Raw genomic sequence first — 19,858 nt, 5'->3', positions numbered from 1 at the left:
GCCCCCGCGCCGCTGGAATAGCGAGGGGCGGAACCATCCTTGCCCGATCGGAGCGCCGTCGTGAAGCTTGCCCCCCTCGCCCTTTTGGCCGCAACCGTTGCCGTACCTAGCATCGCGCAGGACGCTCCCGTGTCCGCGCCTGCGACCACCGGCATGCCGAAGACCGCACCGAAGCTGGTCGTCGTGATCTCGGTCGACCAGTTCTCCGGCGACGTGTTCAACGAATATCGCCGCTACTTCACCGGCGGTTTCGCGCGATTGCAGGACGGCGTGGTCTTCCCCGCCGGCTATCAGAGCCACGCCGCGACCGAGACATGCCCCGGCCACTCGACCATCACCACCGGCGTCCGTCCGGGGCGCACCGGCATCATCGCCAACGACTGGACCGACCTGAGGGCCGCCCGCGAGGACAAGACGATCTATTGCGCGGAGGACGAAAGCGTCCCGGGCTCCAACTCGAACAAGTACACGGTGTCGGACAAGCATCTGCTCGTCCCGACGCTCGGCGAGCGGATGAAGGCCGCCAACCCGGCGGTGCGCGCCGTATCCGTCGCGGGCAAGGACCGCGCCGCAGTGATGACCGGCGGGCATAACCTCGACGAAATCTGGTGGTGGGATTCGGACAAGAGCGCCTACGTCAGCTACGCCGGTCGTCGCGAGCCGGGTGCCGTGACGCGCGCCAATAGCGCGGTGGCCCAGATGATCGCGGCGGGCCAGAGCGCGCTGCAACTCCCCGACTATTGCCGCTCGCGCGATCATGCCGTCTCGATCGGCGGCGGCAAGACCGTCGGCACCGGCCGGTTCGAACGCAAGCCGGGCGAAGCGGGCCGTGCTTGGCGCGCCAACCCTGCGTTCGACGGCGCGACGCTGGCGCTCGCCGCAGGGCTGATCCAGGACATGAAGCTCGGCCAGGGGCCGGCGACCGACATCATCACGGTCGGCGCGTCGGCGACCGATTATGTCGGCCACACCTATGGCACTGGCGGCACCGAGATGTGCCTGAACCTCGCCTCGCTCGACCGCGACCTGGGGGACTTCTTCGCGGCGCTCGACCGCACCGGCGTCGATTATGTCGTCGCGCTGACCGCGGATCACGGCGGGCTAGACCTGCCCGAACGCCACCGCGAGGACGCCGTGCCCTCGGCGCAGCGGCTCGACCCGAATTTCACCCCGGCCAAGATCGGCAAGCAGATCGCGCAGAAGCTGGGGCTGCAGGGCCAGTTGCTGTGGGGCGGTTCGATCGGCGACGTGTGGATCGACCCCAAGCTGTCGAAGGCCGATCACGACCGCGTGCTGGCCGAAGCGGTGCGGGTAGCTAAGGCGCACCCACAGGTCGAAACGGTCTTCACCGCCGCCCAGATCGCCGCGACCCCGCTACCGACGACGCCGCCCGACGAATGGAGCCTGCTGGAACGCGCCCGCGTCAGCTACAATCCGCAGCGATCGGGTGACTTCGTCGTCGTGCTGAAGCGCTTCGTGACGCCCATCCCCGACCCGACCAAGGGCTATGTCGCGACCCACGGCAGCTTCTGGAACTACGACCGCCGCGTGCCGATCCTGTTCTGGCGCAAGGGGATCGCGGGTTACGAACAGCCGCTGGCGGTGGAAACGGTCGACATCGCCCCGACGCTGGCCGCGCTGGTCGGGTTGCCGCTGAAGGCCGGCGACGTGGACGGGCGGTGTCTGGATCTGGCTTCGGGGCCGGTGGATACCTGTTCGGGGAAGTGAGGGGCTGAGAAGGCGCGACGGTGCGAAGGAGTAAGGCAGGTCTCACGCAGAGGCGCGGGGGCGCAGAGGTGTCTCGCCCGCCGCGATAGCGGCCCTAATCACAACGATGATGGAACAAGCTCTCGCTGTCGCGAGACATTCGCCCATCTTTTACTCCGCGCCTCCGCGCCTCTGCGTGAACCCAATCTTCTTCGCGCCTTCGCGCCTTCTCTGAACAATCTTCCTTCTCGGACCTGTCAGCCCGTCGCCCCTAGCGTCCGGATGATCGCGGAGAAATCATGCCCGCCTTCATCCGCCGCAACGAACGCTTCGTAGAGTTCGGTCGCGCGTTTCCCCATCGGCGTGTCGGCATCGACGCCGCCCGCCGCCTCCATCGCCAGCCGCAGGTCCTTCAGCATCAGCGCCGCCGCGAAGCCGCCCTGATAGTCGTTGTCCGCAGGCGTCTGCGGCCCGACGCCGGGCAGCGGGGCGTAAGTGTTGAGCGACCAGCAAGACCCGGACGACACGCTGGCGATGTCGTAAAACTTCTGCGGGTCCAGCCCCAGCTTTTGCGCCAGCACCAGTGCCTCGCAGGTGGCGACCATCGAGGCGCCAAGCAGCATGTTGTTGCAGATTTTGGCCGCCTGCCCGCTGCCGTTCGCGCCGGCATGAATCACGGCCTTGCCCATCGCCGCGAGGAACGGCTCGGCGCGATCGAACGCCGCGGCCGAGCCGCCGACCATGAAGGTCAGCGTGCCCGCATTGGCCGCGCCGATCCCGCCGGAGACCGGCGCGTCGACCATCGTCAGCCCCTTCGCGGCCGCAGCCTCCGCGACACGCTTGGCGGTGGCGACGTCGATCGTCGAGCAATCCATCAGGATCGCGGTCCTAGGCACCGCGTCGAAGATGCTGTCGGTGTAGACGCTATCGACATGCTTGCCCGCGGGCAGCATCGTGACGACCGCCTCCGTCCCGTCGCACGCCGCGGCGGCGCTTTCGACCGGCAAGCAGCCGGCGGCTCTGGCGCGATCGAGCGCGTCCGCGGACAGGTCGAACGCGCGGACGTCGTGCCCCGCCTTCGCCAGATTCGCGGCCATCCCGCCGCCCATGTTGCCGAGGCCGATGAAGGCGATGCGAGTCATGTGTTTTCTCTCTTCAAACCTTCTCCGGAGGGAGAAGGATACCGTAGCTTGGCAGCTTGCTGCCTAGCGGAGGTTGGATGAGGCCGATCGCGCTATCGATGCGGTGACACCCTCACCCAGCTCCGACTAAGGCTCTCCGAGCCTAAGTCTGCGCAACCCTCTCCCACAGGGAGAGGGGATGCAGGTCAGCGCCCCGTCCAATTCCCCGGCCTCTTCTCGACAAAGGCCGCCATGCCTTCCTTCTGGTCGGCGGTCCCGAACAGCCCGTGAAACAGCCGCCGCTCGAACGCGACGCCCTGGGTCAGCCCGGTCTCGAATGCCGCGTTGACCATTTCCTTGTTCGCCTTGACCGCCAGCGGCGCCATGCCGGCGATGGTCGCCGCGGTCTTCACCGCCTCCTCGACCAGATCGTCGGCGGGCACGATCCGCGAGACCAGCCCGGCGCGTTCGGCCTCGGCGGCGTCCATCATCCGGCCGGTCAGGCACATTTCCATCGCCTTGGCCTTGCCAACTGCGCGGGCCAGGCGCTGCGAGCCGCCCATGCCCGGCGATACCGCCAGCTTGATTTCCGGCTGGCCGAACTTCGCGGTGTCGGCGGCCAGGATGAAGTCGCACATCATCGCCAGCTCGCACCCGCCGCCCAGCGCATAGCCGGCGACCGCGGCGATCACCGGCTTGCGCGTCGCGGTCACCCGGTCGTAGCCGCCGAAGTGGTTGGTGCCGTACATGGCAGCGAAATCCATCGCCTGCATTTCCTTGATGTCCGCACCGGCCGCGAACGCTTTGGCGCTGCCGGTCAGCACCGCGCAGCCCTGGCTGGCGTCGGCATCGAACGCTTCCAGCGCGGCGATCAGCTCGCTCAGCACCTGCGAATTGAGCGCGTTCAACGCCTGCGGGCGGTTGAGCGTGATGAGCGTGACGCCGCCCTCGCGCTGTTCGACGATCAAGGTTTCATATTGGCTCATAGCGGGCTCCAGGCGTCGATCGGGGACAAGGGTTCGAAGAAGGGGTCGGTATCCGCCTGCGGCTCCCACTGCGGATCGCCCGTCTTGTCGATCAGCAGCGCGCGCACGCCCTCCGCAAAGTCGGGGAAGGCGATCATGCGGACCATCAGAGCATATTCCATCCGCATCTCGTCAACGAAGTGCGGCTGCTTGGGGCTTTCGACCAGCATGCGCAGCGATACCGCACAGGCGGTCGGCGACTTGGCGCGGATGCTGGCCGCGGTCTTGGTCGCCCAGTCATGGTCTTCGGCATCGAGGCAGGCGAGAATCGCGTCGAGATCATCGGCGGCGAAGCAGCGATCGATCAGCGGCAGGCGCGCCATGATCTCCGCCCCGGGCGGCGCGACCGACAGTTCGTCGAGGATCGCCTCGACCCGGTACGGATCGGCGGCGATCCGGCGTTTGGCCTCGTCGAGCGCTTCGGACGGCAGGTAATGCGTCGCGAGGCGCAGCGCCTTGCAATCCGCGCCGCTCAGTCGCGCGGAAGTCAGCGCCAGATATTGCGCCACCCGTCCGCGCAGCCGCGACAGATACCGCCCGCCGCCGACGTCGGGGAAGATGCCGATCGCCGTCTCCGGCATCGCGAATATGGTCCGTTCGGTCGCGACGCGGTAGCGGCACGGGCAGGCAATGCCGACCCCGCCGCCCATCGTCACCCCGTCCATGAAGGCCACGCCCGGCTTCGGGAACGTGTACATCAGGTGGTTGAGGCGATATTCCTCGTAGAAGAACGACCGCGCCGCCTTCTCGCGGCCCTCCAGCGCCTTGGCGATCGTCACCACGTCGCCGCCCGCGCAGAAGCCCCTGCCGTCGGCATGATCGATCATCACGATGCGGATGTCGGGATCGTCGCGCCACGCCAGCAGCGCGTGCGTCATCTGGCGCACCATCGCCAGGTCGAGCGAATGGAGCGCCTTGGGCCGGTTGAGGCGCAGGCAGCCGGCGGCGCCTTCGCGCTCGGCAAGGATCGTGTCTGTCATTGAGCCTTCGCGTAAGAGCCAGGAGCGGGTTCGATCCCGCCGGTTATCGTTCGTGCGGGCACGCGCTCGCCGGAGCCGTGTCGGTCGAGCCAGCCGGTCCACCAGGGCCACCACGACCCATCGTGCCGTTCGGCTCCCTGGAGCCATTCGGCACCGGTCACCGGCGTCGCGTCGTTGGTCCAATACCCGTGCTTGTTCGCCGCTGGCGGGTTGATGACGCCGGCGTTGTGGCCCGACCCGCCAAGCACGAAGTCCGCATTCATCATTCGCGCGCCGCCGTAAACGGCTTCCCAGGCGGAGACGTGATCGTCCTTCAGCGCGATCGACAGCACGGGCGTCGTAATCTTCGCCAGATCGATCGCTTCGCCACCAACCGCGAAGCCCGCGGGTTCGGCCAGCGCGTTGTTCAGCAACAGCTCGCGGTTGTAGCTTTTCAGGAACGCCGCCGGGATGCGGGCGCCGTCCTCGAACCAATAGAGCAGATCGCTGGGCGGTGCGGGCTTGTCGAGCAGATAGTGATTCACCACCGACGACCAGATCAGATCGTTCGCGCGCATCGCCGCGAACAGCTGCTGCAGCTCGACCGAGTCGATAAAGCCCTGTCGCTCCAGATGCCCCTCCAGCGCGGTCAGATGGGCTTCGTGGACGAACGCCGACCAGTCGCGCATGTCAGCGAAATCGACCATCGATCCGATGAGCGTCGCCGAGTTGACCTCATCCGCCCGCCCCTTCGCCGCCAGATAGGCGAGCGCGATCGCGGTCAGCGTGCCGCCCAGGCAGAAGGCGAACAGGTCCGGCGCCTTACCGGTTCGTTCCCGCATGACGCCCGCGGCCTCGACGATGCCGGACAGGACATAATCCTCGACGCCCTTGTCGCGGTGTGCCTCGGTCGGGTTGACCCAAGAGATGACGAAGACGGTGCGGCCCTGATCGACCAGCCACTTCACCAGGCTCGATTTCGGCTGGAGGTCGATCATGTAGAAGCGGTTGACCAAAGGCGGCACGTACAGCAGCGGCTCGGCGGCGACATCGGGCGTCGTCGGCGTGTACTGGATCAGCTGGCAGAGATCATTCTGCCACACGACCTGCCCCGGCGTCGCGGCGATCGTCTCGCCCTTCACGAAGGCGTTCGGATCGGTGCGGCGCTTGACGATGCCCTTGCCGCTGGCGACGTCCTCGACGAGGTTCGCGAACCCTGCGAGCAGGTTGGCGCCGCCCGTCTCCAGCGTACGATAGACGACCTGCGGGTTGGTCATCGCGAAGTTGGTCGGCGACACCGCGTTTAGCCAGCCGTCGAGTAGAAAGGCGATCATTGCCTTGTCAGGGCCACTCCCGCCCACGCCTGCCGCCAGCCGGCGCATCTGGGCGGAGGCGAGCAGATACGCGTCGCGGATCGCGCGGTACCATGGGTCTTCCTGCCATTCGGGCGCGGCGAAGCGGCGGTCGCGGGGCTTTTCGGTCGGCAGCGTCCACACGTTCGACCAGAACCGCCCCCATTCGCGCGCGGCCTCCGCCTGTACGGCGAACAGCTGCTGCGGATCACTGAACGCGGTGAGCGTCGCGTCGCTGATCGTCTGGAACAGCGCCAGCGGGTCGTAGGGCCGCGTCGGGGCGCCGCCGAGCGGCTTGCGCATGGCCTCGAACATTGCGGCGATGGCCTGGGTCCAGGGATCAGCCACACATACCTCCGCCAATGATCGTCATGCCGGACTTGATCCGGCATCCAGAGCCACAGGCGACGCAGCTTGCGGCCCTGGATCCCGGGTCAAGCCCGGGATGACGGTCGAGAGCGTTAGGCTGTTTCACTGCCGCACCAGTTCGCGGCCGACGATCATCCGCATCACCTGGTTCGTCCCCTCAAGGATCGAATGGACGCGCAGATCGCGCCAGAAGCGTTCGATCGGATAGTCCATCAGATAGCCATATCCGCCGTGCAACTGCAGCGCGCGGTCGACGATGCTCGACCCGTTGTCGGTGGCCAGCCGCTTGGCCATCGCCGAGAAGCGCGACTTGTCCGGCGCGTTGTTCGTCACCTTGGCCGCGGCGAGATAGAGCAGCGCGCGTGCCGCCTCCAGGTCGGTCGCCATGTCGGCCAGCGTGAACTGGGTGTTCTGGAAATCGGCGACCGGCTGGCCGAACTGCTGACGCTCCTTGGTATAGCGGATCGACTCGTCCAGGCAGCGTTGCGCGCCGCCGAGCGAACAGGCGCCGATGTTCAGCCGCCCGCCGTCGAGGCCCGACATCGCGATGCGGAAGCCCTCGCCTTCCGCGCCGACCATGTTCTCGGCCGGCACGCGGCAATCCTCGAAGATCACCTGCGCGGTCGGCGAGGCGTTCCAGCCAAGCTTGCGCTCGGGCGCGCCGAACGACAGGCCCGGCGTATCCTTCTCGACGACGAAGCAGCTGATGCCCTTCGATTTTTCATCACCCGTCCGCACCATCACGACATAGACGTCGTTATAGCCGGCGCCCGAAATGAACTGCTTGGTGCCGTTCAGCACGAAATGATCGCCATCGCGCCGCGCGGTCGTCTTGAGCGCCGCGGCGTCGGAGCCCGAGCCCGGCTCGGTCAGGCAATAGCTGCCGATCTTTTCCATCGAGACGAGGTCGGGCAGGAACCGGTCCTTCAACGCCTGGGTGCCGAACCGCGCGATCATCCACGTCGCCATGTTGTGGATCGAGATGAACGCCGACGTGGCGGGACAGCCGTACGCCATCGCCTCCATGATCAGCGCCGCTTCCAGCCGGCCCAGACCAATGCCGCCGTCCTCTTCGCCGACATAGATCGCGCCGAAGCCGAGCTCGCCCGCGGCCTTCCACACATCGACGGGATAGTGATGCTTCTCGTCCCATTCGCCGGCGAACGGCGTGATGCGATCGGCGGTGAAGCGGCGTGCGAGCTCTTGGATCTCGCGCTGGTCGGGGGTCAGGTCGAATTGATCGGTCATCGGGCAGCCTTGCAGCGGGTATAGGTGATGTCGGGGATCGGCGCTTCGACACGGGTCAACGTGCCGTCGCCGCCGAGGTTTAGGTCGAAGCTGACACGGCGCGTTTCACCCTCGCCGGTGACGTCGGCGTCGATGCCCCAGCTGTAGGGACCGACCTGGGTCACATGGGTGACGCGCGCGTCGCTTTCGTGGAAGCGGATGCGCTTCGGCTCGATCGCGATGCGCAGTTCTGTCCCGAGCGTGCAACGGCCCGCCGCGTCGGCGGTCCAGAGGCCGCGCAACGGTTCGGGGATGATGTCGGCGATCGGCGCGCTGGCGGCGACCGACGCCGTTGCGCTCGGCGTGGGCGTCGGCTGCGGCGCGGGCGTCGGGGCGGAGCAACCCGCGAACATCACCGGCGCGATCAGCAGGACAGGCCGGATCATTTGCCAGGCGCCTTCAGGACGCGCGCCGCGAACAGCTTGCCGAGCACGTCCGGATCGTTGCGCTCATACCAGCGCGGCGACGGCAGCCCCTTCTGCCACGCCAGCATTTCGGTCAGCGTCCCCTGCGACGAGCGCACGTCGTAACGTGAGGCCTCCGCGGCAAGTGGGTCGGCATAGGCCTCATCCACCGTGGCGACCCGCCAGCCCTTGCGACGCAGCGCCTTTACGAGGTCCGGCAGATAGAGCGCCGCGAGGTCGGTTTCGTGGAGCAGCACGACATGGATCGGCGAGCGGCCGAGCGTTGCCCGCGCCAGCCCATCGAAATACTCCGCCGCGCCGACATGCGTTTCAACATACAGGTCGCGCAGCGCCTTGCGGTCGATCGCCTTGCCGGCCTTGACCGCTTCGACCGTCACATTCTCCAGCGCCCAGTCGTAACCGTCGACCGTCGCATAGCCATTGCGCAGCCCCCGCGCGGCCAATCCCGCGCGCACGGCATCACGCTTCGCCTTGTCGGCACGACCTTCGTTCAGCTGGGGATAGCGGAACAATGCGCGATAACCGGGGTGGCCCCGTAACCAGCGTTCCGCCGCGTCGATGTCGGCGAGATAGGCGTCGGCGGTCACATCGCTCAGGCTGGGGTGCGAGAAACTGTGGTTCGCGATGACATGGCCCGCCGCGACATAGGCGTCGATCCGTGCCGCCGCGCCGGGGTCACTCGGCACCAGATGGCCGGGATTGACGAAGAACGCCGCCTGCCGGACACCGGCCTTGCGCAGCGCCTTGATCAGCCGCTCCGCCCGCTCGTCCTGGGTCAGGAACGCGCCAGCCCGGCGCGGCGCATCGTCGAACGTGAACGCGATACGCTTGTCCTGCGCCGCTGCGGGAGCCGCAACGACGACGAGCAGCAGCGCGAACAGCCAGCGGATCACGAAAGCTCCGCTTCCGCTTCGATCTCGACCCGCCATTCGGGGCGCAGCAGGCCGCCGACGACGACCATCGTCGATGCCGGGCGCACGTCGGCAAACCACCGGCCATGCGCGCGACCGACGGCATCGGCATCGGCGGCGTCGACCAGATACATTCGCGTGCGCACGACGTCTTCGGCCGAGCCGCCGAGTTGCTCGATTGCGCGTACAATCACCGCCAGGCAGCGCTCCGCCTGCGCCTCCGCGCCGCCGGGTGTAGACGAACCATCGTCCTCGACCGGCGCGGTGCCGGATACGAGGATGCGGTTGCCGACGCGAATGGCACGGGAGAAACCGATCGTCGTCTCATAGGGCGATCCGGAAGAGACGCGTTCGCGGGTCATGGTTGCACCTCAAGACCGTCATGCCGGACTTGATCCGGCATCGAGGGCCACGCACGCTGTCGCCTGGGGCTCTCGATGCTGACTTTCGTCAGCATGACGAAGGGGGGGGAATGGTGTGCGGCACGAGAAAATTCCTTGTGTACATTGTGGCCAGCCAGCGCAACGGGACGATCTATACCGGCGTCACGTCGAACCTGCCCGGGCGCGTTGTTCAGCATCGCACCAAGGCTTTCAGAGGCTTCACCGCGGATCACGATTGCCACATCCTGGTTTGATACGAAGTTCACGAGACGGTGGAGTCCGCGATTGCCCGCGAAAAGCGGATCAAGAACTGGGGCCGCCCGTGGAAGCTCGCGCTGATCGAGAAGGGCAACCCGCGCTGGCGTGACTTGGCGGTTGGTTTGGGACTCGAACCCTTCGACCCCACCCACCCGTCATCCTGACGGAAGTCAGGATCCAGAGCCACAGGCGATACCGCCCGTGACTCTGGATGCCGGATCAAGTCCGGCATGACGAATTTGAGGATCAGACTCACGTCAGCCCATTGTCGGGATGACGAAGGCATTCCCGCCCTCGCCCACCCCGCCGTCGGGCCAGCGCTGGGTCACCGTCTTGACCTTCGTCCAGAACCGCACGCCTTCCATGCCGTGCTGGTTGACGTCGCCGAACGCGCTACGCTTCCAGCCGCCGAAGCTGTGGTACGCGACCGGCACCGGGATCGGCACGTTGATGCCGACCATGCCCACTTCGACCCGTGCGGCGAATTCGCGCGCGGCGTGGCCGTTGCGGGTGAAGATGGCGACGCCGTTGCCATACTGATGCTCGCTCGGCAGGCGCACCGCGGTTTCGAAGTCGGGGGCGCGGACGATCTGGAGGACGGGGCCGAAAATCTCTTCCTTGTAGCTCTGCATCTGGGGTGTCACGCGGTCGAACAGCGACGGGCCGATGAAGAAGCCCTGCTCATGCCCTTGCAGCTTGAAGCCACGGCCGTCGACGACCAGTTCGGCGCCTTCGTCGACGCCGGTCTGGATCCAGTTCTCGACCCGCTGCTTGTGCGCGGCGTTCACGACCGGGCCGTAATGGGCCTCGGCGTCGGTCGACACGCCGACACGAAGGGCATCGATCGCCGGGATCAGCTTTTCGCGGAGGGCGTCGGCGGTCTTCTCGCCCACCGGCACCACGACCGGCAGCGCCATGCAGCGCTCTCCTGCCGAGCCGAACGCCGCGCCCGACAGGTCGGCGACAACCTGGTCGAGGTCGGCGTCGGGCATGACGATGCCATGGTTCTTGGCGCCGCCCATCGCCTGCACGCGCTTCCCCGCCGCGACGCCCCGCTGGTAGACGTAATGCGCGATGTCGCTCGATCCGACGAAGCTGACGGCGGCGATGGCGGGGTGGTCGAGGATCGCGTCGACCATTTCCTTGTCGCCGTGAACGACCTGAAGCACGCCCTCCGGCAGCCCCGCCTCCAGCATCAGTTCGGCCAGCCGCACCGGCACCGACGGGTCGCGCTCGCTGGGCTTGAGGATGAAGGCGTTGCCGCAGGCGATGGCGACGCCGAACATCCACATCGGGATCATCGCCGGAAAATTGAACGGCGTGATGCCCGCGCCGATACCCAGCGGCATCCGCATCGAATAGACGTCGATGCCTGGCCCGGCGCCCTGGGTGTATTCGCCCTTCAGCGCGTGGGGGATGCCGCAGGCGAACTCGACGACTTCCAGCCCGCGCTGAATGTCGCCCTTGGCGTCGGCGATCACCTTGCCATGTTCGGACGACAGCATGTGGGCGAGCGCGTCCATGTTCGCCTCGACCAGCTCCTTGAACCTGAACATGACTCGCGCGCGGCGCTGCGGGTTGGTCGCCGCCCACGCCGGCTGCGCGGCCTGGGCCGCCGCGACCGCGCGGTCGAGATCGGCGGCGGTGCCGAGGCCGACACGCGCCTGCACCTGGCCACTATTCGGGTCGAACACCTCGCCGAACCGGCTCGCGCCTGCGCCGCCGCCATTACCGGCGATCACATGGTCGATATCACGCATCATCACTCTCCATCACCGCGCGCGAAAGCGCGGGAAAACTATCGTTGTCATCATTCCGTCACGCACGGCTAAGCGCGTGTTTACCGTAGGGCGATAAAGCTGGCCGCCATGTTCGCGCTGGATGTTCCGCCCCCCGTTGCCGAAGCCGCCTGGTTGACGGAAGCCGAACGACGTCCCGCGTCGATCGAACAGGAAGGGACGATGCTGGACGCGGTCGAACGGTTCCGCGACGATCCCGACCTGCGGCTGCTGTCGGTGGTCGATGGCGATCGCCGTCCGGTCGGCGCGATCTTCGAACGCGACATCCGCCGTCTGCTGGCCAATCCGTTCGGCCATGCGCTGATGCGCAATCCCGCTTATGGTCGGTCGATCGCCGCGCATATCCGCCCCTGCCCGACCGGCGAGCTGTCGCTGGGTCGCGACGCACTGCTCGATCGCTACATGCAGGAAGGCGTCGTCGACGGGATGATCGTGACGCGCGGCGGACGGCTGCATGCGATCGTCGCCAACCGCCGGCTGGTCGCGATGGACGGCGAGAGGCGGCTGGCGGCGACCCGTGCCGAACTGGCCCGCGCGCGCCGCATCGCCGAGGCGATTGCGCGGTTCGAGGCGAAGACCGGCTCGCTCGCGTCCGAACTGAGCGCCATGGCGCACACGGTCGATGGTCAGGCCGGCGCGACCGCCGAACGGGCGCAGGCCACGCGGTCGACCGCCGCCGCCGTCGCGGCCGCGTCGCTCGAGGCCGAACAGGGCATCACAAGCCTCGCCACCCGCGAACGCGAGTTGATCGCGGCACTGACGCTGATCGACGACGCAACGCTGGCCGCGCACGATTGCACCGACCGCGCGGTCGCGCAGGTGAAGCGCGGCAGTCAGCGGATCGCGGCGCTGAGCGATACCGCCCAGGCGATCGACGGCGCGGTCGAACAGATCGCCGCCATCGCCACCCAGGTGAACCTCCTCGCCCTCAACGCCACGATCGAGGCGAGCCGCGCGGGCGAGGCCGGTCGCGGCTTCGCGGTCGTCGCCGGCGAAGTGAAGCAGTTGTCCGCGCAGAGCAGCCGCGCCGCCGCGGCGATCGCCGACCACGTCCGGCTGGTCCGCAGCGCCGTCCACGATGTTGCCGGAGAGCATGATGCGGTGGTCGAGGCGATCGAAGCCGTGGCCGACATCACCGGCCAGATCGGCACGGCGGTCGCCGAACATCGCGCCGCCGCGCACGCCGTCGCCGGCAGTATCGACGACGCCTATCAGGCCGCCCGCGCGATCGGCACCGACGTGCGCAGCATCGACGACAGCGCAACGGTGGCGGCCGATGCCGCCGACGACCTGCGCGACTTCGCACGCAGGCTGAAGGCTACCGCCGCGACCGTGTCGGGTGACGTCGATGGCTTCCTGGCCGCGGTGCGCGTGAGCTGACACGCCCTCAGGCGAACTCGACGATCGCCGCGTCGACGACGACGCTGTCACCGGCCGCGAAATTTACCGCCTTCACCGTCCCCGCCTTTTCGGCGCGCAGGATGTTCTCCATTTTCATCGCTTCCATCACGGCGATCGGCTGGCCGGCCTCGACGCTGTCGCCCTCGCGCACGTCGATGCGGGTCAGCAGGCCCGGCATCGGCGCGAGCAGCAGTTTCGAGGTGTCGGGCGGCACCTTCTCGATCATGTGCTTCGCCAGCGCCGCGACATGCTTGGGATAGACGCGGACGTCGTGCGTCGCACCATGCGCGGTCAGGCGGTAGCCGCTGCGGGTACGCGCGATACCGACGTGGAACGGCTGGTCGTCGATCGTCGCCGTCACCAGCGGGTCGCCGGGGCGATAGCGATGGCGCACGTCGAGGGGCGGGTCGTTCCAGTCGAAATTGACCAGCAACCCGCGGTCGTAGCCGTCGACGATGACGTCGTGGCTTTCGCCGCCTATCGTCACCACGCGCTCGGCGTTGTCGTAGATTCGGCCACCGAGCTGGCCGGAAATGTCCGCCGCCCGCGTCGCACGGTCCATGTCGACCACCACGGCGATCGCGGCGAGCTTCTTGAGCAATTCGGGCGAGGCCGGCGCGCCTTGGAAGCCGTCCGGATATTCCTCGGCGATGAAGCCCGTCGTCAACTCCCCCGAGCGGAAGCGGGGATGCTGCATGATCGCGGAAAGGAAATCGATGTTGTGCCCGATGCCCTCGATCCGGAACGCGTCGAGCGCCGCGATCTGCGCGTCGGCCGCGCCTTCGCGGGTCGGCGCCCAGGTGACGAGCTTGGCGATCATCGGGTCGTAGAACATGCTGACCTCGCCCCCCTCGCGGACGCCGTCGTCGACGCGGGTATACCCCTGATCCTCCCCGGGACGGGGAGGTGGCAGCGCGGAGCGCTGACGGAGGGGGGTCTCCTCAGACGACACCGTTTGCGGCCCGCCCCCCCCACCATGCTCCGCATGGCCCCCCTCCCCGTGCCGGGGAGGATCATACGGCGTCTCCACCGCGGCCGGCGGGCGATACGTCACCAGCCGCCCGGTGCTCGGCAGGAAGCCGCGATACGGGTCTTCGGCATACACCCGGTTCTCGATCGCCCAGCCGTTCAGCTGGATATCGTCCTGCTTGAACGCCAGCCGCTCCCCGGCCGCGACGCGGATCATCTGTTCGACCAGATCGATCCCGGTCACCGCCTCGGTCACCGGATGCTCGACCTGAAGCCGCGTGTTCATCTCCAGGAAGTAGAAGGCGTCGCCGGTGGTGTCCGCGCCCGACACGATCAGCTCGACCGTGCCCGCGCTGTAATAGCCGACCGCCCGCGCCAGCGCGACGGCCTGCTCGCCCATCTTGCGCCGCATCTCCGGCGACACGAACGGCGACGGAGCCTCTTCGACGACCTTTTGGTGGCGCCGCTGGATCGAGCATTCGCGCTCGCCCAGATACAGGATGTTGCCATGCTGGTCGCCCAGCACCTGGATCTCGATGTGGCGCGGGCTTTCGATGAATTTCTCGATGAACACGCGGTCGTCGCCGAAGCTCGCCAGCCCCTCACGCTTGGTCGCCTCGAAGCCCTCGCGCACGTCCTGCTCCGACCACGCGAGCCGCATCCCCTTGCCGCCGCCGCCGGCCGAGGCCTTCATCATCACCGGATAGCCGATGTCCGACGCGATCCTCACCGCCTCGTCGGTGTCGGCGATCTCGCCCAGATAGCCCGGCACGACGTTGACGCCGGCCTGCTTCGCCAGCTTCTTGGACTCGATCTTGTCGCCCATCGCCGCGATGGCATTCGGCGGCGGACCGACGAAGGCGATGCCCGCCTCTGCACAGGCCCGCGCGAAGCTCTCGCGTTCGGACAGGAAGCCATAGCCGGGGTGGATGCAATCCGCCCCCGTCGCGCGCGCCGCCTCCAGGATCAGATCGGCCTTCAGGTAACTCTCCGCCGCCGGCGCCGGCCCAAGCCGCACTGCCTCATCCGCCATCAGGACGTGGGGGCTGCGCGCATCGGCATCCGAATAGACCGCGACCGTCGCGATCCCCATCCGCTTCGCCGTGCGGAACACGCGGCACGCGATCTCGCCACGATTGGCGACCAGGATTTTCTTGAACATCAGTAGCGCGCCTCGCGTCGAAAGATCAGCAGCAGGACAAATCCGCCAATGCCAACGGCAAGAGCGGCCAAAGGAACGAGACCATAGGTCTGTCCGCATCCATCCGCGTTGCAGTCGCCCATAGCCGTAAGAACAGCGATGGCAGGGATGGCCAGCACCCAATACAGAATGCCGAGGAGAACGGTGCCGAGCGTCCTCACTCCGCCGCCTCCGCCATCCGGCACTCGGCCGCCATCGGCCGCAGCCCCAGCTTGGCGAACAGCGCGCCGTCGGCATCGTCGCCGGCGTTGCCGGTCGTGAGCAGCTTGTCGCCGGTGAAGATCGAGTTGGCGCCGGCCAGGAAGCACAGGGCCTGCGTCGCTTCCGACATGCTCTCGCGGCCTGCCGACAGGCGGACCATGCTCTGCGGCATCGTGATGCGGGCGACGGCGACGGTGCGGACGAATTCGATGTCGTCGATCTTGGCGAGCGGCGTGTCGGCCAGCATGTCGCCCAGCACCGTGCCCTTCACCGGCACCAAAGCGTTGATCGGGACGGATCCGGGATGTTCGGGCAGCGTCGCCAGCGCGTGGAGGAAGCCGACGCGATCTTCGCGATCTTCGCCCATACCGACGATGCCACCACAGCACACATTGATCCCGGCCGCGCGAACATTTTCCAATGTTTCCAGTCGCTCACCGAAGGTTCTTGTCGAAATTACCTCGCCGTACCGCTCAGGGCTCGTGTCGATATTGTGATTATAGTAATCGAGCCCCGCCTGCCCCAGCCGCTCGGCTTGCGCGGGCGTCAGCATGCCCAGCGTCATGCAGGTCTCCAGCCCCATGCCGCGCACGCCCTCGACCATCTGGACGATCGCATCCATGTCGCGATTTTTGGGGTTGCGCCACGCCGCGCCCATGCAGAAGCGCGTGCTGCCCGCGTCCTTCGCCTGCGCCGCCGCCTGGAGCACGGCGCGCACGTCCATCAGCCTGGTCGCCTTCAGCCCCGTTTCGGCATGGACCGACTGGTTGCAATAGCCGCAGTCCTCCGGACAGCCGCCGGTCTTGATGCTGAGCAGCGTCGACAGCTGCACCGCGTCCGCCGCGTGATGCGCGCGGTGGACTTCGGCCGCCTGGAAGACCAGGCTGGTGAAGGGCAGGTCGAACAGCGCCGCGATCTCGTCGCGGGTCCAGTCGGTCCGGGTCATTTGAACAGTGCCGCCATGAAATTATAGGTGAAGCCGCCCAGCCCGCCGCACATCGTGACGCCGACGATGATCGAGGCGCCGCGGATATGCCGTGCCGTCTTCTCGCGCGGCTCCGGCTTCACTTCCAGCGACGCGAGGTGCCCCACCATCAGCACGCTGGTAACGAGCGCGAGCATGAAGAAGGCGAGGATGATGATCACCTGTCCGCGCGCGAACCGCATCCCGTCGCCATCGAAAAAGGCGAAGACGCCGCCGAGCGACAGCAGCGCGATGCCGGTCATGTGCTTGAACGAGTCGTAGGAGCGGGCGAACGGCGCGTCGCCGACACCCTCGCCGTCGTCTTCGATCATGCCGCTTCTCCCATCGCCCGCCCGGCCACATAGTCCGCCAACACGGTCGCATAGCCCGGCGCCGCGCGGCGTTCATGCTCGCCCGCGCCGATGCTCGCGATCGATGCCGCCACGCGGGCGACCACGGCGTCGGACAGCGCGGCGAGCGGTGCGACGTAGACGCCGATGGTGAACAGCACTGCACCGGTGTGGGGTAAACGGCGCAGCGTCTGGCGCTCGCTGCGCACGAACAGGGTGTCGCCGGCGTTGTCTGCGGTGACATGCGCGAAGCGGTCTTCGGGCGTGCCTGCGGGCAGGTAGCGCCAGTCGGCGGTCGGCACGACGAACCAGTTGGCGCGGCCGAAGATCGCGCCGGGCTGGAGCGTCGCGATGAAATGATCGACGCCGGCCGACAGCTGCTCGGCATAGCCATGGATCGGGGCGTGGACCGCCGCCAGCGGCAGGCCGAGCTTGTCCGCCAGCCGCCAATCGGTCGGAAACGCCACCGCGCCCGCCGACAGTACCGGCGCGCCGCCCCCGGGCGGGGTCTGGACGAGGCACAGGTCTTCCCACACCGTCCGTGCTGCGCCCCCTAAGTCCTTGGCGTCGTTGCCGATCGCCTCGGCCGCCTCAACCTCCGCGTTCGCCGCCCAGGGCAGGCGCTGGACGCTGTCCGGATGCACGTCGAACGCCGCAGCGCGGGTGGCCGTGTCGGGCGCGGGCTGGAGCCAGGCGTCGGGCGCGAGGCGCTTCAGCCCCATGCGCAACGCCCCGCCGCCGCGCGCGACGGGCACCAGTTCCTCGACCGACCAGCCGAGCGTCATTCGGCCGCCTCGCTGTCGGGCGCCATATTGTGGCCGAGCAGGCGCAGCACTTCCTCGGCTGCCACGATCAAATTGGTGCCGGGGCCGAAGATCGCCTGCACGCCCGCGTCGCGCAGCGCCTGGTAATCCTGCTGCGGGATGACACCACCGGCGATGACGCGGATGTCCGAGCGGCCGGCGTCCTTCAAGTGGCCGATCAGTTCGGGGATCAGCGTGAGGTGACCGGCAGCGAGGCTGGACGCGCCGACGACGTCGACTTGCCTCTCGATGGCGAGTTGTGCGGCCTCTTCCGGTGTCTGGAACAGCGGCCCCGGCACGATCTCGAATCCCAGGTCGCCGAACATGCTGCTGACCAGGTTCGCTCCGCGGTCATGACCGTCCTGGCCCATCTTGGCGACGAGCATGCGGGGCTTGCGGCCGAGGCGGCGTTCGGTGGCGGTGACGCCGTCCTGCAGTCGGCTCCACCGCGCGTCGCTGTCGAAGGCGCCGGCGTAGATGCCCTTGACCGGCGTGGGCACGGTTTCGTGGCGGCCGAAGCCGGCTTCCATCGCCGCGGAGATTTCGCCGAGCGTCGCGCGGGCGCGGGCGGCGACGACGGCGAGGGCGAGGAGGTTCTCTTCCAATCCTCCCCCTGCGGGGGAGGTGGCAGGCCGAAGGCCTGACGGAGGGGTGTCCCGATCCGGAGAGGGTGACACCCCTCCGTCATCGCTGCGCGATGCCACCTCCCCTTGCAGGGGAGGATTGGCGTCCCCCAAACCCCGTTCGGGCTGAGCTTGTCGAAGCCCCGTCCTTTCTTCGTCCGAAGACAAGGGCAGCCCTTCGACAAGCTCAGGGCGAACGGCGGGTGCTGCGGCCGCCGCCTCGCGCAGCGCCGCCAGCGCCGCCATGCACGCGGCCTCATCCCGCTCGGCCCGCACCTTCGCCAGCCGCGCCACCTGCGCCTCGCGCACGGCATGGTTGTCGATCGCCAGGATCTCGATCTCCTCCGCAACCGCCGGCTTATACTTGTTGACGCCGACGATCACTTCCTCGCCGCGGTCGACGCGGGCCTGGCGGGCGGCCGACGCTTCCTCGATCATCGCCTTGGGCCAGCCGGCCGCGACCGCCTTCGCCATGCCGCCTTCGGCTTCGACGCGGTCGATGATCTCCTGGGCCTTGTCGACGAGTTCGCTGGTCAGCGCCTCGACATAATAGCTGCCGCCCAGCGGATCGACGACCTTGGTCATCCCGGTCTCTTCCTGGATCACCAGCTGGGTATTGCGGGCGATGCGGGCGGAGAAGTCGGTCGGCAGCGCGATGGCTTCGTCGAGAGCGTTGGTGTGCAGGCTCTGCGTGCCGCCCAGCATCGCCGCCATCGCCTCGATCGTGGTGCGGATGACGTTGTTGTAGGGGTCCTGCTCCTGTAAGCTGACGCCCGACGTCTGGCAGTGCGTGCGCAGCATCTTGGAGCGTTCGTCTTGCGCGCCGAGCTTCGTCATCGCCCGGTGCCACAGCACGCGCGCGGCGCGCAGCTTGGCGACTTCCATGAAGAAGTTCATGCCGATCGCGAAGAAGAAGCTCAGCCGCCCGGCGAATTTGTCGATGTCCAGCCCCGACGCCTGGCCGTATTTCACATATTCGATGCCGTCGGCGATGGTGAAGGCCAGCTCCTGTACCTGCGTCGCGCCGGCTTCCTGCATGTGATAGCCGGAAATCGAGATGCTGTTGAACTTCGGCATGTTGGCCGACGTATAGGCGAAGATGTCGGAGATGATCCGCATCGACGGTTCGGGCGGGTAGATGTAGGTGTTCCGAACCATGAACTCCTTCAGGATGTCGTTCTGGATCGTGCCATTCAGCTTTTCCTGAGGGACGCCCTGTTCCTCGCCCGCGACGATGAAGAACGCCAGGATCGGGATGACCGCGCCGTTCATCGTCATGCTGACCGACATTTCATCCAGCGGGATGCCGTCGAACAGGATTTTCATATCCTCGACGCTGTCGATCGCGACGCCCGCCTTGCCGACGTCGCCGCGAACGCGCGGGTGGTCGCTGTCGTAGCCGCGATGGGTCGCGAGATCGAAGGCGACCGACAGCCCCTTCTGCCCGGCGGCGAGATTGCGGCGATAGAAGGCGTTCGATTCCTCGGCGGTCGAGAAGCCGGCGTATTGACGGATCGTCCATGGGCGCCCCGCATACATCGACGCGCGTACGCCGCGGGTGAAGGGGGCGAAGCCCGGCAGGCCGGGGTCTTCTGTCACATCCTCGGCGGTGTAGAGCGGCTTGACCGCGATCCCCTCCGGCGTGTGCCAGGTGAGGTCGCGGCCTTTCACTTCCTTGGTGGCGGCGGCCTGCCAGTCGGTCAGGGTGGGCTTGTCGGTCATACTGCCGTGCTCCCGCGCAGGCGGGAGC

At 67.5% G+C, this 19,858-nt stretch carries 19 protein-coding genes; 4 read left to right on the top strand and 15 right to left on the bottom strand.

Annotated features, from left to right (window positions below; all coding sequences use genetic code 11):
* The first annotated feature begins 60 nt into the window (after positions 1-60).
* The gene (locus ACFSC3_RS02190) at positions 61-1,728 is read left to right on the top strand and encodes an alkaline phosphatase family protein (protein WP_380938283.1); all 1,668 of its coding nucleotides are present in this window, start codon (positions 61-63) and stop codon (positions 1,726-1,728) included.
* A 236-nt stretch (positions 1,729-1,964) separates the two neighbouring features.
* Here ACFSC3_RS02190 and mmsB read toward each other — a convergent pair whose 3' ends face one another.
* The 8 genes from mmsB to ACFSC3_RS02150 all read right to left on the bottom strand — a co-directional run bounded on the left by mmsB (position 1,965) and on the right by ACFSC3_RS02150 (position 9,518).
* Complete coding sequence (gene mmsB / locus ACFSC3_RS02185; RefSeq protein ID WP_380938281.1) at positions 1,965-2,849, bottom strand: 3-hydroxyisobutyrate dehydrogenase; 885 nt, start codon at positions 2,847-2,849, stop codon at positions 1,965-1,967.
* A 185-nt stretch (positions 2,850-3,034) separates the two neighbouring features.
* Positions 3,035-3,814: an enoyl-CoA hydratase gene (locus ACFSC3_RS02180; protein WP_380938279.1), complete on the bottom strand. Its 780-nt coding sequence runs from the start codon at positions 3,812-3,814 to the stop codon at positions 3,035-3,037.
* Complete coding sequence (locus ACFSC3_RS02175) at positions 3,811-4,833, bottom strand: enoyl-CoA hydratase/isomerase family protein (protein WP_380938277.1); 1,023 nt, start codon at positions 4,831-4,833, stop codon at positions 3,811-3,813. The genes ACFSC3_RS02180 and ACFSC3_RS02175 overlap by 4 nt, the downstream gene beginning before the upstream one ends.
* Positions 4,830-6,512: a PHA/PHB synthase family protein gene (locus tag ACFSC3_RS02170; protein WP_380938275.1), complete on the bottom strand. Its 1,683-nt coding sequence runs from the start codon at positions 6,510-6,512 to the stop codon at positions 4,830-4,832. The genes ACFSC3_RS02175 and ACFSC3_RS02170 overlap by 4 nt, the downstream gene beginning before the upstream one ends.
* 123 nt (positions 6,513-6,635) lie before the next feature.
* Entirely contained in the window at positions 6,636-7,781 is a 1,146-nt protein-coding gene (locus ACFSC3_RS02165) for an acyl-CoA dehydrogenase family protein (protein WP_380938273.1), read from the bottom strand.
* Complete coding sequence (locus tag ACFSC3_RS02160; RefSeq protein ID WP_380938271.1) at positions 7,778-8,206, bottom strand: hypothetical protein; 429 nt, start codon at positions 8,204-8,206, stop codon at positions 7,778-7,780. Before ACFSC3_RS02160 ends, ACFSC3_RS02165 begins: the two co-directional genes overlap by 4 nt.
* Positions 8,203-9,138, bottom strand: coding sequence for a polysaccharide deacetylase family protein (locus ACFSC3_RS02155; protein ID WP_380938269.1), 936 nt, complete (start codon positions 9,136-9,138; stop codon positions 8,203-8,205). Before ACFSC3_RS02155 ends, ACFSC3_RS02160 begins: the two co-directional genes overlap by 4 nt.
* The gene (locus tag ACFSC3_RS02150) at positions 9,135-9,518 is read right to left on the bottom strand and encodes a RidA family protein (protein ID WP_380938267.1); all 384 of its coding nucleotides are present in this window, start codon (positions 9,516-9,518) and stop codon (positions 9,135-9,137) included. The genes ACFSC3_RS02155 and ACFSC3_RS02150 overlap by 4 nt, the downstream gene beginning before the upstream one ends.
* Before the next feature lie 2 nt (positions 9,519-9,520).
* Here ACFSC3_RS02150 and ACFSC3_RS02145 point away from each other — a divergent pair, with 2 nt between their 5' ends.
* Together ACFSC3_RS02145 and ACFSC3_RS02140 are read left to right on the top strand one after the other, a co-directional pair.
* Positions 9,521-9,793 carry a GIY-YIG nuclease family protein gene (locus ACFSC3_RS02145; protein WP_380938265.1) on the top strand — a complete coding sequence of 91 codons (273 nt, stop codon included), beginning with the start codon at positions 9,521-9,523 and terminating at the stop codon, positions 9,791-9,793.
* A gap of 18 nt (positions 9,794-9,811) precedes the next feature.
* Complete coding sequence (locus ACFSC3_RS02140) at positions 9,812-9,961, top strand: GIY-YIG nuclease family protein (protein ID WP_380938263.1); 150 nt, start codon at positions 9,812-9,814, stop codon at positions 9,959-9,961.
* Positions 9,962-10,054: 93 nt separating this feature from the next.
* Here ACFSC3_RS02140 and ACFSC3_RS02135 read toward each other — a convergent pair whose 3' ends face one another.
* Complete coding sequence (locus ACFSC3_RS02135) at positions 10,055-11,557, bottom strand: CoA-acylating methylmalonate-semialdehyde dehydrogenase (protein ID WP_380938551.1); 1,503 nt, start codon at positions 11,555-11,557, stop codon at positions 10,055-10,057.
* A 108-nt stretch (positions 11,558-11,665) separates the two neighbouring features.
* Between ACFSC3_RS02135 and ACFSC3_RS02130 the strand changes: the two genes are divergently transcribed.
* Positions 11,666-12,976: a methyl-accepting chemotaxis protein gene (locus tag ACFSC3_RS02130; RefSeq protein ID WP_380938261.1), complete on the top strand. Its 1,311-nt coding sequence runs from the start codon at positions 11,666-11,668 to the stop codon at positions 12,974-12,976.
* Positions 12,977-12,983: 7 nt separating this feature from the next.
* Here ACFSC3_RS02130 and ACFSC3_RS02125 read toward each other — a convergent pair whose 3' ends face one another.
* Genes ACFSC3_RS02125 through scpA form a run of 6 tightly spaced genes read right to left on the bottom strand, consistent with a single transcriptional unit; the run spans position 12,984 to position 19,830 of the window.
* Entirely contained in the window at positions 12,984-15,128 is a 2,145-nt protein-coding gene (locus ACFSC3_RS02125; RefSeq protein ID WP_380938259.1) for an ATP-binding protein, read from the bottom strand.
* Entirely contained in the window at positions 15,128-15,328 is a 201-nt protein-coding gene (locus ACFSC3_RS02120; protein WP_380938257.1) for a hypothetical protein, read from the bottom strand. The genes ACFSC3_RS02125 and ACFSC3_RS02120 overlap by 1 nt, the downstream gene beginning before the upstream one ends.
* Positions 15,325-16,314: a biotin synthase BioB gene (gene bioB / locus ACFSC3_RS02115; RefSeq protein WP_380938255.1), complete on the bottom strand. Its 990-nt coding sequence runs from the start codon at positions 16,312-16,314 to the stop codon at positions 15,325-15,327. The genes ACFSC3_RS02120 and bioB overlap by 4 nt, the downstream gene beginning before the upstream one ends.
* Positions 16,311-16,664, bottom strand: a complete 354-nt coding sequence (locus ACFSC3_RS02110; RefSeq protein ID WP_380938253.1) for a hypothetical protein — start codon at positions 16,662-16,664, stop codon at positions 16,311-16,313. Before ACFSC3_RS02110 ends, bioB begins: the two co-directional genes overlap by 4 nt.
* Entirely contained in the window at positions 16,661-17,467 is an 807-nt protein-coding gene (locus ACFSC3_RS02105) for a heme-dependent oxidative N-demethylase family protein (protein WP_380938251.1), read from the bottom strand. The genes ACFSC3_RS02110 and ACFSC3_RS02105 overlap by 4 nt, the downstream gene beginning before the upstream one ends.
* Positions 17,464-19,830, bottom strand: a complete 2,367-nt coding sequence (scpA, locus tag ACFSC3_RS02100; RefSeq protein WP_380938249.1) for a methylmalonyl-CoA mutase — start codon at positions 19,828-19,830, stop codon at positions 17,464-17,466. Before scpA ends, ACFSC3_RS02105 begins: the two co-directional genes overlap by 4 nt.
* Between the last annotated feature and the right edge of the window lie 28 nt (positions 19,831-19,858).

This window comes from Sphingomonas floccifaciens (assembly GCF_042681125.1).
GTDB lineage: Bacteria > Pseudomonadota > Alphaproteobacteria > Sphingomonadales > Sphingomonadaceae > Sphingomonas > Sphingomonas floccifaciens.
This window is presented reverse-complemented; position numbering and strand designations above follow the sequence as displayed.